Annotated in this window: 13 protein-coding genes; 12 read left to right on the top strand and 1 reads right to left on the bottom strand. The window is 71.4% G+C overall.

Annotated elements, in window-relative coordinates; translation table 11 throughout:
* Positions 1 to 166: 166 nt before the first annotated feature.
* Positions 167 to 934: a type I methionyl aminopeptidase gene (gene map / locus ACZ4Z4_RS11755; protein WP_468325610.1), complete on the bottom strand. Its 768-nt coding sequence runs from the start codon at positions 932 to 934 to the stop codon at positions 167 to 169.
* 63 nt (positions 935 to 997) lie between these two features.
* Between map and ACZ4Z4_RS11760 the strand changes: the two genes are divergently transcribed.
* From ACZ4Z4_RS11760 to ACZ4Z4_RS11815, 12 genes are all read left to right on the top strand, one after another.
* On the top strand, positions 998 to 1,249 hold the full coding sequence (locus ACZ4Z4_RS11760) for a helix-turn-helix domain-containing protein (protein WP_468325613.1): 252 nt from the start codon (positions 998 to 1,000) through the stop codon (positions 1,247 to 1,249).
* 119 nt (positions 1,250 to 1,368) lie between these two features.
* Positions 1,369 to 2,622, top strand: a complete 1,254-nt coding sequence (locus ACZ4Z4_RS11765) for a hypothetical protein (RefSeq protein ID WP_468325616.1) — start codon at positions 1,369 to 1,371, stop codon at positions 2,620 to 2,622.
* 251 nt (positions 2,623 to 2,873) lie between these two features.
* On the top strand, positions 2,874 to 3,716 hold the full coding sequence (locus ACZ4Z4_RS11770; protein WP_468325619.1) for a nitrilase-related carbon-nitrogen hydrolase: 843 nt from the start codon (positions 2,874 to 2,876) through the stop codon (positions 3,714 to 3,716).
* Positions 3,713 to 4,996, top strand: a complete 1,284-nt coding sequence (locus tag ACZ4Z4_RS11775; protein ID WP_468325622.1) for an aspartate aminotransferase family protein — start codon at positions 3,713 to 3,715, stop codon at positions 4,994 to 4,996. The genes ACZ4Z4_RS11770 and ACZ4Z4_RS11775 overlap by 4 nt, the downstream gene beginning before the upstream one ends.
* 49 nt (positions 4,997 to 5,045) lie before the next feature.
* Entirely contained in the window at positions 5,046 to 6,437 is a 1,392-nt protein-coding gene (hydA, locus tag ACZ4Z4_RS11780) for a dihydropyrimidinase (RefSeq protein ID WP_468325625.1), read from the top strand.
* Positions 6,438 to 6,850: 413 nt separating this feature from the next.
* On the top strand, positions 6,851 to 7,759 hold the full coding sequence (locus ACZ4Z4_RS11785; protein WP_468325628.1) for an aromatic prenyltransferase: 909 nt from the start codon (positions 6,851 to 6,853) through the stop codon (positions 7,757 to 7,759).
* A gap of 180 nt (positions 7,760 to 7,939) precedes the next feature.
* Positions 7,940 to 8,920 (top strand): mevalonate kinase, encoded by a 981-nt coding sequence (gene mvk, locus ACZ4Z4_RS11790; RefSeq protein ID WP_468325630.1) that lies wholly within the window; start codon positions 7,940 to 7,942, stop codon positions 8,918 to 8,920.
* On the top strand, positions 8,910 to 9,968 hold the full coding sequence (gene mvaD / locus ACZ4Z4_RS11795) for a diphosphomevalonate decarboxylase (RefSeq protein ID WP_468325633.1): 1,059 nt from the start codon (positions 8,910 to 8,912) through the stop codon (positions 9,966 to 9,968). Before mvk ends, mvaD begins: the two co-directional genes overlap by 11 nt.
* Positions 9,965 to 11,089: a phosphomevalonate kinase gene (locus ACZ4Z4_RS11800; protein ID WP_468325636.1), complete on the top strand. Its 1,125-nt coding sequence runs from the start codon at positions 9,965 to 9,967 to the stop codon at positions 11,087 to 11,089. Before mvaD ends, ACZ4Z4_RS11800 begins: the two co-directional genes overlap by 4 nt.
* The gene (gene fni / locus ACZ4Z4_RS11805) at positions 11,086 to 12,177 is read left to right on the top strand and encodes a type 2 isopentenyl-diphosphate Delta-isomerase (RefSeq protein ID WP_468325639.1); all 1,092 of its coding nucleotides are present in this window, start codon (positions 11,086 to 11,088) and stop codon (positions 12,175 to 12,177) included. The genes ACZ4Z4_RS11800 and fni overlap by 4 nt, the downstream gene beginning before the upstream one ends.
* Positions 12,174 to 13,235 carry a hydroxymethylglutaryl-CoA reductase gene (locus ACZ4Z4_RS11810; protein WP_468325640.1) on the top strand — a complete coding sequence of 354 codons (1,062 nt, stop codon included), beginning with the start codon at positions 12,174 to 12,176 and terminating at the stop codon, positions 13,233 to 13,235. The genes fni and ACZ4Z4_RS11810 overlap by 4 nt, the downstream gene beginning before the upstream one ends.
* Positions 13,236 to 13,238: 3 nt before the next feature.
* Complete coding sequence (locus ACZ4Z4_RS11815) at positions 13,239 to 14,414, top strand: hydroxymethylglutaryl-CoA synthase (protein ID WP_468325642.1); 1,176 nt, start codon at positions 13,239 to 13,241, stop codon at positions 14,412 to 14,414.
* Positions 14,415 to 14,448 lie beyond the last annotated feature (34 nt).

The following is a 14,448-nucleotide window of genomic DNA, read 5'->3' on the forward strand; positions in this document are numbered from 1 at the left end:
GGACGTGCGGTCGGCGTCCGTGCCGCGCAGGGGGCCGTCCGCCCACGCGGCGGACGGCGCGGGCCGGGTCATCAGTCGTGCGGCGCCGCGTGCAGGGAGCCGGCGCGGGCCTGCCGCGCCCCCGCCGCTGTCCGCGGGCCCCGCGCCGGGGCGTGCCCTCGTCGCGTCACAGTGCCGTGAGGATCCTGGGGCCGTCCTCCGTGATCGCGACGGTGTGCTCGGCGTGCGCCGCGCGGCTCCCGTCGTTGGTGCGCAGCGTCCAGCCGTCCGGCGCGGGGTGGTAGCCGTCGCCGCCGCCCGCGATCACCATCGGCTCGATGGCCAGGACCATGCCGGGGCGCAGCGGCATGCCGCGGCCGGGGCGGCCCTCGTTCGGGACGCCGGGGTCCTCGTGCATCCGGCGGCCGATGCCGTGGCCGCCGAAGTCCTCCGGGATGCCGTACCCCTCCTTCCTGCACACGGTGCCGATGGCGTGTGCGATGTCGCCGACGCGGTTGCCGACGACCGCCGCCGCGATGCCCGCGGCCAGGGCGCGCTCCGCCGTGCCGATGAGGCGGACGTCCGCGGGGCGCGGCTGGCCGACGGTGAAGCTGATCGCCGAGTCGCCCGCCCAGCCGCCGAGGTGGGCGCCGCAGTCGATGGAGACGAGGTCGCCGTCGCGCAGGCGGTAGGCGTCGGGGATGCCGTGCACGATCGCGTCGTTGACCGAGGCGCAGATGACGGCGGGGAAGGGGGTCGGCGCGAAGTGCGGCCGGTAGCCGAGGAAGGGGGAGGAGGCGCCGGCTTCGCGGAGCACGGCGCGCGCCACCGTGTCCAGGTCGAGCAGGGAGACGCCCACGGCCGCGGCCTCGCGGACGGCGGTGAGGGCCTGCGCCACGACGCGGCCCGCCTCGCGCATCGCTTCGATCGATTTCTCTGTCTTGAGTTCCACCATGCCAATTACTATACCGGTATTTGAATCCCGGTATACAAATCGGGGGTCGGGTAGGGTGGGGGCATGGTGCGGACTCCTTTGACCCCGGAAGAGCGTGAGCGCGGCGAGCGCCTCGGAGTGCTCCTGCGGGAGGCCCGGGGGGAGCGGAGCATGGTCTCGGTCGCGGCGGAGGCCGGTCTCTCCGCGGAGACGCTGCGGAAGATCGAGACGGGGCGGGCGCCGACGCCCGCGCTGTTCACCGTGGCGGCGCTCGCCTCCGTGCTGGGGCTCTCGCTGGACGAGCTGGTGGTCCGGTGCGAGCCGGCCGCCGTCTGAGAGCTCCGGGTGTGCCGGTTTCACAACGTGCGGAAAACTGCATGTAGTCGTCCCGTAACACGTCTGGTGTTATCTTCCGGACCGGAAGACTCCAGTCTCCACGGGGCGGTGCCGGTCGGATGGTAGGGGAACAACTCCCGCAGCAGGTGCGGGAGTTCGCGAAGTACTTGAGGGATCTGCTGGGACGGTTGGACCAGGAAGCAGGCTGGTGCGGCGTGTTCTGGCAGCGCGACCCGGACGGCATGCGCGCCTGTCTCGACGGCGCCGAGGTGCCGCCCTGGGACGTGGTGCAGGCGCTGCTCCACGACCTCGCGGCGGGCCGCGGCCTCCCGGAGGCCGAGCGCGAGGCAGCCGTGGCGCGCGCCCTGCACCGCGCGTCGGTCGCCGCCTACGACGCGAGACCCGGCGGCCGCGAACTCCTCGGCGACCGGCTCGACATGATGCTCACGGAGCAGCGGCTCGCCCTGGAGCGGCAGGCCGACCTGACGCACCGGCTGACCGCCGCGGCCGACGCCGACGAGGCCGACCGGATCAACCTCGACCTGGCCTGGGTGCGCGACGACCACGAGCGCGCGACCGCCCGCTGCGCCGAACTCCAGGAGCGGATGGACCGCCTCGCCGAGGTGGAACGGCCGTCGTGGGTGGACATCGGCGCGACGGACGACGGGTTCGGGGCGGCCCCGTCCCCGGGAGGCGAGCCGCGTGTGCCCCGGCAGCCCTCCGCGCACCGCGCGGCGGGCCATCCCCGTGGCGCGCGGTTCGCCGGTCTCGGCGACGACGGGCGGCACGCCGCTGCCCCCGACGCCGTACCCGCGCCACAAGCGCCGCACGTCCCCGACGAGGACCCCGACGGGCGCGCCACCTCCGACGCCGTGCGCAAGCTCGTCGCACTCCGCGGCGAGGGCCGCGGCGGCGAGGCGCACGGCGTGCTCGTCGAGGCCGCCGGCTGGCCCGCGGCCAGGCTGCCGCTGTTCGCCGTCGAACTGCACCGCGCGGGCCTCGGCGCCGACTGGGAGACCCTGCTGTGGGAGGCCGCTTCGCTGCCGCCGGGCCAACTCGTCGCGCTGGCGGACGCGCTGGCCGGGGCGGGCCGCGCCGACGACTGCGGGAAGCTGCTGCGGCAGGGCGTCGCACGCCCCGCGCCGGAGATCGCCGAGGCGGTCCTCGCGCTGATCGACGCGGGCCGCGAGCCGGAGGCCCGCGCGCTCCTCGACTCCTGCCTCCGCGTCCGCACCCCGGAGGACGTGGCCCGGTGCGCGCACGCGGACCCGCGGCGCCTCGTGCCCCTGCTCCTGGAGACGGCCCGGCAGGTCTCGGACGCGCACCACTGGGACCTGGTGCACGCGCTGCGCGTAGCCGGATTCAGCGCTTGACGGAGCCTGGGACCAGCGCCTGAGGGGGCCAGGGAGCAGCGTCTGAGGGAGCCTGGGACCAGCGCCTGACCGGGATCGTCCCTGCCCGTTTCTGGCCCGCTCGGGTGCGAAACATGATCGACTCCGCCGGTTGACGGCGATGGTCTTGCTCAGCCCCTCGGCGGAGGCATACGTTTTCCTGATCCACGCAGCAGGTCTACGTGCGTAGAAGCTCATCGACGCCCTCCCACGGGCCTACGAAGGAGCAGCTCATGGCCAACGTCGTACGCGCCGCACTGGTCCAGGCCACCTGGACGGGCGACACCGAGTCAATGATCGCCAAGCACGAGGAGCACGCACGCGAGGCGGCCCGGCAGGGCGCCAAGGTGATCGGCTTCCAGGAAGTCTTCAACGCCCCCTACTTCTGCCAGGTCCAGGAGGCCGAGCACTACCGCTGGGCCGAACCCGTGCCCGACGGCCCCACCGTCACCCGCATGCGGGAACTCGCCCGCGAGACCGGCATGGTGATCGTCGTCCCCGTCTTCGAGGTCGAGCAGTCCGGCTTCTACTTCAACACCGCGGCCGTGATCGACGCCGACGGCAGCTACCTCGGCAAGTACCGCAAGCACCACATCCCCCAGGTCAAGGGGTTCTGGGAGAAGTACTACTTCAAGCCGGGGAACCTCGGCTGGCCCGTCTTCGACACCGCGGTCGGCAAGGTCGGCGTCTACATCTGCTACGACCGCCACTTCCCCGAAGGATGGCGGCAGTTGGGGCTGAACGGCGCCCAGCTCGTCTACAACCCCTCCGCCACCCACCGCGGCCTCTCCGCCCACCTGTGGCAGCTCGAACAGCCCGCCGCCGCCGTCGCCAACGAGTACTTCGTCGCCGCCATCAACCGCGTCGGCCAGGAGGAGTACGGCGACAACGACTTCTACGGCACGAGCTACTTCGTCGACCCGCGCGGCAAGTTCGTCGGCGAACCGGCGAGCGACAAGGCGGAAGAACTCGTCGTCAGGGACCTCGACTTCGGCCTCATCGAGGAAGTACGCCAACAGTGGGCGTTCTACCGCGACCGCCGTCCCGATGCCTACGAAGGGCTGGTGCAGCCGTGACCGATCTGTACGACCGCCACCGGGCGGTGCTGCCCGACTGGCTCGCGCTCTACTACCAGCGGCCGCTCGAACTCACCCACGGCGAGGGCCGCCACGTCTGGGACGCCGACGGCAACAAGTACCTCGACTTCTTCGGCGGCATCCTCACCACCATGACGGCGCACGCCCTGCCCGAGGTCACCAAGGCGGTGAGCGAGCAGGCGGCCAGAATTATTCACTCCTCCACGCTCTACCTCAACCGCCCGATGGTCGAACTGGCCGAGCGCATCGCGGCGTTGTCCGGCATCCCCGACGCGCGCGTCTTCTTCACCACCTCGGGCACCGAGGCCAACGACGCGGCCCTCCTGCTCGCCACGGCGCACCGCCGCTCGAACCAGATCCTGGCGATGCGCAACAGCTACCACGGACGGTCCTTCACGACCGTCGGCATCACCGGCAACCAGTCGTGGTCGCCGACCAGCCTCTCGCCCCTCCAGACGCTGTACGTGCACGGGGGTGGCCGCAGCCGCGGTCCGTACGCGGCCATGGGCGACGCCGAGTTCACCGCCGCCTGCGTCGCCGACCTGCGGGACATGCTCGGGCAGACCCGCGGGGGAGTGGCGGCGCTGATCGCCGAGCCGGTGCAGGGCGTCGGCGGCTTCACCTCGCCGCCCGACGGCCTGTACGCCGCGTTCCGCGAAGTCCTCGACGAGCACGGCATCCTGTGGATCGCCGACGAGGTGCAGACCGGCTGGGGCCGCACGGGCGACCACTTCTGGGGCTGGCAGGCACACGCGCAACACGGCCCGCCGGACATCCTCACCTTCGCCAAGGGCATCGGCAACGGCATGTCGGTCGGCGGCGTCGTGGCCCGCGCCGAGGTCATGAACTCCCTCGACGCCAACTCCATCTCGACGTTCGGCGGCTCCCCGGTCACCATGGCGGCCGGCCTCGCCAACCTCACGTACCTCCTGGAGCACGACCTCCAGGGCAACGCGCGGCGCGTCGGCGGGCTCCTCATCGAGCGGCTGCGGGCCATCTGCGCCCAGCTGCCCGTCGTGCGCGAGGTGCGCGGGCGCGGCCTGATGATCGGCATCGAACTGGTCGAGCCCGGCACGGACCGGCCGAACCCGCGGGCGGCCGCCGCCGTACTCGAAGCGGCCCGCGAGGGCGGCCTGCTCGTCGGCAAGGGCGGCGGCCACGACACCAGCGTGCTGCGCGTCGCCCCGCCGCTCTCGCTGACCGTCGCGGAGGCGGAGGAGGGCGCTGCGATCCTCGAACGCGCACTGCGGAGCGCGTAGTTCGGGTACGCACGATCCTCGCAGGCCCGCAGGAAAGGGAGCGCACCACATGAGTACCCGCACTCTGATCACCGGCGGCCTGGTCGTCACGGCCTCCGACGAACTGCCCGTCGACGTCCTGGTGGCGGACGGCCGGGTCGCGGCGCTGGCCACCCGGGGCAGCCACGGGTGGACCGCCGACCGCGTGCTCGACGCCACCGGGAAGTACGTGATCCCGGGCGGCGTCGACGCCCATACGCACATGGAGATGCCGTTCGGCGGCACCCTCGCGTCGGACACCTTCGAGACCGGCACCCGCGCCGCGGCCTGGGGCGGCACCACCACCATCATCGACTTCGCGATCCAGCCCAAGGGCGGCACGCTCGCGGAGGGCCTCGACACGTGGCACGAGAAGGCGGCCGGGCGGTGCGCGGTCGACTACGGATTCCACATGATCATGTCCGATGTGAACGAGTCCTCGCTCAAGGAGATGGACACCCTCGTCTCCTCCGGGGTCACCTCGTTCAAGCTGTTCACCGCCTACCCCGGCGTCTTCTTCTCCGACGACGGGCAGATCCTCCGGGCGATGCAGCGAGCGGGCACGAACGGCGGCCTCGTGATGGCGCACGCGGAGAACGGCCTCGCCATCGACGTCCTGGTGGAACAGGCCCTTGCGCGCGGTGAACGGGACCCCCGCCACCACGGGGAGGTCAGGAAGGCACTCCTGGAGGCGGAGGCGACCCATCGCGTCATCAGGCTGAGCCAGGTGGCGGGCGCGCCGCTGTACGTGGTGCACGTGTCGGCGCGCGAGGCCGTCGCCGAACTGACCAGGGCCAGGGACGACGGACTCCCGGTCTTCGGCGAGACCTGTCCGCAGTACCTCTTCCTGTCGACCGACAACCTCGCGGAGCCCGACTTCGAAGGCGCGAAGTACGTCTGCTCGACCCCGCTGCGCCCGAAGGAGCACCAGGAGGTGCTGTGGCGCGGGCTGCGGACCAACGACCTCCAGGTGGTCTCCACGGACCACTGCCCCTTCTGCTTCAAGGGGCAGAAGGAGCTGGGCCGCGACGACTTCTCGAAGATCCCGAACGGCATGCCGGGCGTGGAGAACCGCATGGACCTGCTGCACCAGGCGGTCGTGGAGGGGCACATCAGCAGGCGCCGCTGGATCGAGATCGCCTGCGCGACACCGGCCAGGATGTTCGGCCTCTACCCGAAGAAGGGCACGATCGCCCCGGGCGCCGACGCCGACATCGTCATCTACGACCCGCACGCCGAGCAGACCATCTCGGCGCGGACCCACCACATGAACGTCGACTACTCCGCCTACGAGGGCAAGAGAGTGACGGGACGCGTGGAGACGGTGCTGTCCCGTGGTGTGCCGGTGCTCGACGACCGCGTGTACACGGGCCGCGCCGGGCACGGTTCGTTCCTGCGAAGGGACATCTGCCAGTACGTGTGAGCCGTGCCGGCAGGACGTCCGACCTGCACCGACCGTATCTCTGAGCTGCACCGACCGGGGCCCCGCCCAACTGGCGGGGCCCCGGCGCGACTTCACCCGGGTGTGACCCGGGTCACTTCAGGTGGGCCTTGGCTCGAAGGCGCCGCCCGTGTCACTATTTCTGCACGCCGACTCTGCCCAAAACCCGCCGCGAGGCCGTGGGTCGAGAGCCGTAGCCGCCGGTTCGTGCCGGCGAGGCCGAGTCCGCGCTCGACGCAGTACCGATTCCCCTTCGCATTCCATCGCGTGATGGCGCCCCCTCCCTTTTGCTGCGATTTTCGCGGACGGTGGGGGGATTGACGATCCTAAGTTGTGATGTAACCCGGCGAATTCGCCAAATTCGAGCATTCGGTCATTCGATCAGTGGAGGAACCATGTCGGAAAGCGCCGACCTGACAGAGCTTTACTCGATCATCGAGAAGACGGCTCAGCTGGTGGACGTCACCGCTTCGCACGACAAGGTGTGGCCCATCCTGAATGCCTTCCAGGACGTGATCGCGGATTCCGTGATCTCCTTCCGGGCTTCCACCGGCAGCAGCGCGGACGACCTCGACTGCCGCTTCACGATGCTCCCCCAGGGCTTCGACCCGTACGCCCGCGCCCTGGAGCACGACCTCACCCCGAAGACGGACCACCCCGCGGGCAGCCTGCTGAAGGAGGTCCACCAGAACCTCCCCATCACCAGCTGCGGTGTCGACTTCGGCGTCGCCGGCGGCTTCACGAAGACCTGGTCCTTCCCCAGCGCCGAGAACCTCGGCAAGGTCTCCGAGCTGATCAAGCTCCCGTCCATCCCGGACGCCGTCGCCGCGAACCTCGACTTCTTCGAGAAGTGGGGCATCGCCGACATGGTGAGCACGGTCGGCATCGACTACTCGAAGCGCACGATGAACCTGTACTTCGGCGGCGGCGTCGGCGACCGCGTGCCGGCCGGGGTCTTCGAGGAGCAGGGCGTCCGGGCGATCCTCGGCGAGCTCGGCCTCGCGGAGCCGAGCGAGGAGCTCCTCAGGTTCTGCGAGCGCTCGTTCGTCATCTACGTCACCCTCAACTGGGACTCGCCGAAGATCAACCGGTTCACGTACTCCGTCATGACGCCGGAGCCGCTGGGCCTCCCGGTGGACCTCGCCCCGACGTTCGAGCGGCTCATCAAGAGCGCGCCCTACGACACCGAGGGCCGCAACTACGTCTACGGCATCGCGTCGACGCCGAAGGGCGAGTACCACAAGATCGCGTCGTACTACCAGTGGCAGAAGCGCGTGGAGAAGCTGCTGCGCGCCGACGGCTGACACCGCTCCCCGCCCGCCGGGGCGGACCTGCCAAGGGCTTGGGGAGAGGCGAGGACATCGCCTCTCCCCAAGCCCTTTTCTCTGGAACGGTTCCTTCCTAGAAATCTGGATGATGCGATCTCCATGCAGAAAAGACAAAGGGAGCTGGGTGCGTTGACACCACCGACCTCGGCGGAGGGGGTGTCGGAAATACGTCGGGCCCGCTCGGTCGGAATCGGCCGCGCCCATGCGAAGACCATTCTGCTGGGGGAGCACGCCGTGGTGTACGGCGCTCCCGCGCTCGCACTCCCGGTGCCCCAGCTGACGGTCACGGCGAGCGCCGGATGGTCGGCCAGGGCCCCGGGCGACACCGGCGACGTGTCTCTGACGATGACCGGCTCCGCCTCGCGGCCGGTCGCCACCCAGGCATCCGACTGGCTGCGGCGGCTCACCGCCGAATTCCGGACAACCATGAACGTCGCCGACGACGTGCACCTCGACGTCATCCTCGACTGCGCCATCCCGCCCGGCCGCGGACTCGGCTCCAGCGCGGCATGCGCGCGGGCCGTCGTCTTCGCCCTGGCCGACCTCTTCGACCGCGAGGTCACCCCGCAGACCGCCTTCGACCTGGTGCAGACCGCCGAGAACGTGGCCCACGGCCGCGCCAGCGGCGTCGACGCCACCGCCGTCGGCGCCCCCGGACCGCTCCTGTTCCAGCAGGGCCGGTCCGAGGAACTGCCCATCGGCTGCGAAGGGTTGTTCATCGTCGCCGACAGCGGCGAAGTGGGCCGCACCAAGGACGCCGTCGGCCTGCTGCGCGACGGCTTCCAGCGCCACGAAGGAGCACAGGACCGGTTCGTGCGCCGCGCCACCCAGCTGACCGACGAGGCCCGGCACGCCCTGGCCGACGGCAAGCCCGAAGAGCTCGGCTCACGTATGACGGAGTATCACGAGCTGCTGCGCGCCGCCGGGTTGAGCACCGAGCGGATCGACGCGCTGGTCGACGGCGCGGTCTCCGCGGGCAGCCTCGGCGCCAAGATCACCGGAGGCGGCATGGGCGGCTGCGTGCTCGCACTGACCCAGTCGGAGCAGGCGAGCGCGGTGACCCGGCGACTGCACGAAGCCGGCGCCGTACAGACATGGGTCGTACCGCTGAGGGGGTTTGCCGGACATGGGCGCTGAACAGCGGACCACCACCGCGGTGCGCACCGCACCGGGGGGCACGGCGGGCACCGCGACCGCCGTGGCGCACCCGAACATCGCACTCATCAAGTACTGGGGCAAGCGCGACGAGCGGCTCATCCTGCCGCGCACCGACAGCCTGTCCATGACCCTCGACATCTTCCCGACCACCACCCGCGTCCGGCTCACCCCCGGGGCCGCCCACGACGAGGTGACGCTCGGCGGCACCCCGGCGGAAGGCGAGGCGCTGCGGCGCATCGTCACCTTCCTCGACCTGGTGCGCGAGCGGGCGGGCGTCGCCGACCGGGCCGTCGTCGACACCGAGAACACCGTGCCCACCGGGGCGGGCCTCGCGTCCTCCGCGAGCGGCTTCGCCGCCCTGGCGGTGGCGGCGGCCGCCGCCTACGGCCTCGACCTCGACGCCGTCGCGCTCTCGCGCCTCGCCCGGCGCGGCTCCGGCTCGGCCTCCCGGTCCCTCTTCGGGGACTTCGTGGTCTGGCACGCCGGGAGTGAGACCGGCACCGACGAGGAAGCCGACCTCAGCTCGTACGCCGAACCGGTGCCCACCGCGCCCCTCGACCCCGCCCTCGTCGTCGCCGTCGTCAACGCCGGACCCAAGGACGTGTCCAGCCGGGCGGCCATGCGACGCACCGTCGACACCTCGCCGCTCTACGAACCGTGGGCCGTCTCCAGCAAGGACGACCTGGCCGACATGCGCCGGGCGCTCGGCCGCGGCGACCTCGAAGCGGTCGGGGAGATCGCCGAACGCAACGCCCTCGGCATGCACGCCACGATGCTGGCCGCCCGCCCCGCCGTGCGCTACATGTCACCCGCCTCGCTCACCGTCCTCGACAGCGTGCTGCAACTGCGGCGCGACGGCGTGCCCGCCTACGCCACCATGGACGCCGGGCCCAACGTCAAGGTCCTCTGCCGCGCCGCCGACGCGGACCGGGTCGCCGACGCCGTGCGCACCGCCGCGCAGGGCGGCGCCGTCCACATCGCCCGCCCGGGCCCCGGCGCCCGCCTCCTGACCGAGGACGGACGGTGACCCCTCGGCCGACCACCGTCCGGCGCGCGCCGGGCAAGCTGTTCGTCGCGGGTGAGTACGCGGTCGTGGAGCCGGGCAACCCGGCGATCCTGATCGCCGTCGACCGGTACGTCACCGTCACCGTGTCCGACCCCGGCGGCCCCGGCGGCCCAGGTGTCGTACTGTCCTCCGACCTCGCCCCGCGCCCGGCCCACTGCCGATGGCGGGACGGCCGGCTCGCCGGGGCACAGCCGCGGGACGCACAACTGCTCCGCGAGAGCTTCGCCCACGTGGCGGCGGCCATCGAGACCGTCGCCAGGCTGCTCGCCGAACGAGGCCTGCCCGAGCCCGCGCTCGACATCTCCGTCAGCAGCGAACTCCACGACAACGGCACCAAGTTCGGCTTCGGGTCGAGCGGCGCGGTCGTCGTGGCGACCGTCGCCGCCGTGGCGGCCCACTGCGGCCTCGACCTGACGCGCGACGCCCGCTACCGCCTCGCGCTGCTCGCCACGGCGGGCCTCGAACCCAAGGCCTCCGGCGGTGACCTCGCCGCGGGCACCTGGGGCGGCTGGATCGCCTACCGGGCACCCGACCGGGCCGCCGTCCTCGACCTCGCCGCGAGAGCGGGCGTCGAGGAGGCCCTGCGCGTGCCCTGGCCCGGCCACGACGTACGCGCACTGCCGCGGCCCGCGGCCCTCTCACTGGAAGTCGGCTGGACCGGGACACCCGCCTCCACCCCCTCCCTCGTCGCCGGCCTGGACCGGAAGACCTGGCGGGGCAGCGCCTCCCACCGGAGGTTCGTGGAGACCAGCAACGACTTCGTGCACGCCGCGGCCGACGCGCTGGACCGCGCCGACCCCGACGGCCTGCTGCGCCAGATCCGGCGCGCCCGCCAGGAGCTGGCGCGCATCGACGAGGACGCCGGACTCGGCATCTTCACACCAAGGCTGACCGCGCTGTGCGACGCCGCCGAAGCCGTCGGCGGCGCGGCCAAGCCCTCGGGGGCGGGCGGCGGCGACTGCGGCATCGCACTGCTCGACGCCGACGCGGCACCGGACATCGCCCACGTACGGAAACGGTGGACCACGGCGGGGGTGCGGCCCTTGCCGATCCGTCCCGCCATGGAAGGGAACGCAGAATGATCTCTCAACGCAAGGACGACCACGTCCGCCTCGCCGTCGAGCACCAGCGGCAGCACAGCGGACACAACCAGTTCGACGAGGTGTCGTTCGTCCACCACGCCCTGGCCGGCCTCGACCGGCCCGACGTGTCCCTGGCCACGACCTTCGCCGGCATCTCCTGGCCGGTACCGCTCTACATCAACGCGATGACCGGCGGCAGCGTCAGCACCGGCATCATCAACCGCGACCTCGCCATCGCCGCCCGCGAGACCGGCGTGGCCGTCGCCTCCGGCTCCATGAGCGCCTACTTCAAGGACCCGTCCTGCGCCGACACGTTCAGCGTGCTGCGCAAGGAGAACCCCGACGGGTTCGTGCTGGCCAACGTCAATGCGACGGCCTCGGTCGACAAGGTGCAGCGCGCCATCGACCTCGTGCGGGCCGACGCCCTTCAGATCCACATCAACACCGCGCAGGAAACCCCGATGCCCGAGGGCGACCGGTCGTTCTCCTCCTGGGTCCCGCAGATCGAGAAGATCGCGGCGGCCGTCGAGGTCCCCGTCATCGTCAAGGAGGTCGGCAACGGCCTCAGCCGGGAGACCGTCCTGCTCATCGAGAGCCTCGGCGTGCAGGTCGCCGACCTCGGCGGGCGCGGCGGCACCGACTTCGCCCGCATCGAGAACGGCCGGCGCGAACTCGGCGAGTACGCGTTCATGCACGGCTGGGGACAGTCCACCGCGGCCTGCCTCCTCGACAACCAGGACGTCGGCATCCCCGTGCTCGCCTCCGGCGGCGTGCGCAACGCCCTCGACGTCGCCCGCGCGCTGGCGCTCGGCGCCTCCGGCGTCGGCGCGTCCGGCGGATTCCTCCGCACCCTCAAGGACGAGGGCGTCTCCGCGCTGATCGCGCAGATCTCGACATGGCTCGACCAGCTCGCCGCGTTGCAGACCATGCTCGGCGCCCGCACCCCCGCCGACCTGACCCGCTGCGACCTGCTCATCCGCGGGGAACTCCGGGACTTCTGCGCCGACCGAGGCATCGAGACGGCGCCCTTCGCGCAGCGCTCCCGCTCCGTACAGGCCGCCCACGAACTGACGGGAAGCACCCGATGACCGAGACACACGCGATCGCCGGCGTCCCGATGCGCTGGGTGGGCCCCCTGCGCATCTCCGGCAACGTCGCCACCACCGAGACCCAGGTCCCCCTCGCCACCTACGAGACGCCGCTGTGGCCCTCCGTGGGCCGCGGCGCCAAGGTCTCCATGCTCGCCGAGAACGGCATCGTCGCCACCCTCGTCGACGAGCGGATGACCCGGTCCGTGCTCGTGGAGGCGACCGACGCGCAGACCGCGTACGTGGCCGCCCGCGCCATCGACGCCCGCATCGACGAACTGCGCGAAGTGGTGCGCGGGTGCAGCCGGTTCGCCCAGCTGATCGACATCCGGCACGAGATCAACGCGAACCTGCTGTTCATCCGGTTCGAGTTCACCACCGGTGACGCGTCCGGGCACAACATGGCGACGCTCGCGTCCGACGCGCTCCTCAAGCACCTCCTCGACACCATCCCGGGCATCGCCTACGGCTCCATCTCCGGCAACTACTGCACGGACAAGAAGGCCACCGCGATCAACGGCATCCTCGGCCGCGGCAAGAACGTGGTCACGGAGCTCCTGATCCCGCGCGACGTCGTCGCCGACGTCCTGCACACGACGGCCGCCAAGGTCGTCCAGCTGAACATCCGCAAGAACATGCTCGGCACGCTGCTCGCCGGCGGCATCCGCTCGGCCAACGCCCACTACGCGAACATGCTGCTCGGCTTCTACCTCGCCACCGGCCAGGACGCCGCCAACATCGTCGAGGGCTCCCAGGGCGTCACGATGGCCGAGGACCGCGACGGCGACCTCTACTTCGCCTGCACGCTGCCCAACCTGATCGTGGGCACGGTCGGCAACGGCAAGGGCATCGAGTTCGTCGAGACCAACCTCGCCCGCCTCGGCTGCCGCGTGGAGCGCGAGCCCGGCGAGAACGCCCGCAGGCTCGCCGTGATCGCGGCCGCGACGGTCCTGTGCGGGGAGCTCTCGCTGCTCGCCGCGCAGACCAACCCCGGCGAACTGATGCGTGCACATGTCCAGTTGGAGCGCGACAACAAGACGGAAAAGGTCGGTGTGTAGGGCATGGCCAGTGGTTCAGGCACAGGGATACACGATCTGTCGTTCGCGACGACGGAGTTCGTGCTGCCGCATACGGCGCTCGCCGAGTACAACGGCACGGAGATCGGCAAGTACCACATCGGCATCGGTCAGGAGTCGATGAGCGTCCCGGCCGCCGACGAGGACATCGTGACGCTGGGCGCGGCCGCCGCCGCGCCGATCGTCGCCCGCCACGGCAGCGAGAGGATCCGCACGGTGGTCTTCGCCACCGAGTCCTCCATCGACCAGGCCAAGTCCGGTGGCGTGTACGTCCATTCGCTGCTCGGGCTGCCGTCGGCGGCACGCGTCGTGGAGCTGAAGCAGGCCTGCTACGGGGCGACCGCGGGGTTGCAGTTCGCGCTCGGCCTGGTGGCGCGCGACCCCTCCCAGCAGGTCCTCGTGATCGCCAGCGATGTCTCCAAGTACGAGCTGGACAGCCCCGGCGAGGCCACGCAGGGCGCGGCGGCGGTCGCGATGCTGGTGGGCGCGGATCCGGCACTGGTGCGGATCGAGGGCCCCTCCGGCCTGTTCACCGCGGACGTCATGGACTTCTGGCGGCCCAACTACCGCGACGCGGCGCTGGTGGACGGCCAGGAGTCGATCAACGCCTATCTACAGGCGGTGGAGGGCTGCTGGAAGGACTACAGCGAGCAGGGCGGCCGCTCCCTCGACGAGTTCGCGGCGTTCTGCTACCACCAGCCGTTCACGAAGATGGCCTACAAGGCCCACCGCCACCTGCTGAACTACTGCGGCCACGACACCGACAAGGACGTCATCGAGGGACACCTCGGCCTGACCACGGCGTACAACAGGGTCATCGGCAACAGCTACACCGCCTCGGTCTACCTGGGCCTGGCCGCGCTCCTCGACCAGGCCGACGACCTGACGGGCCGCTCCATCGGCTTCCTCAGCTACGGCTCCGGCAGCGTCGCGGAGTTCTTCGCCGGCCAGGTCGTCCCCGGCTACCGCGAGCAGCTGCGCACCGCCGAGCACCAGCAGGCCGTCGAGCGGCGCAAGCCGCTGGAGTACGCCGGTTACCGCGAGCTCCACGAGCGGTCCTTCCCCACCGACGGCGGGGACCACCCCACGCCGGTGCAGACCAGCGGCGCGTTCCGGCTGGCCGCCCTGCGCGGCCACAAGCGGATCTACGAGCGGCGGTAGCGGCACCGTGCGAGAACGCAGGTGCGTGGGCGGC

The sequence above is a fragment of the Streptomyces sp. NPDC030245 genome, from assembly GCF_055572995.1.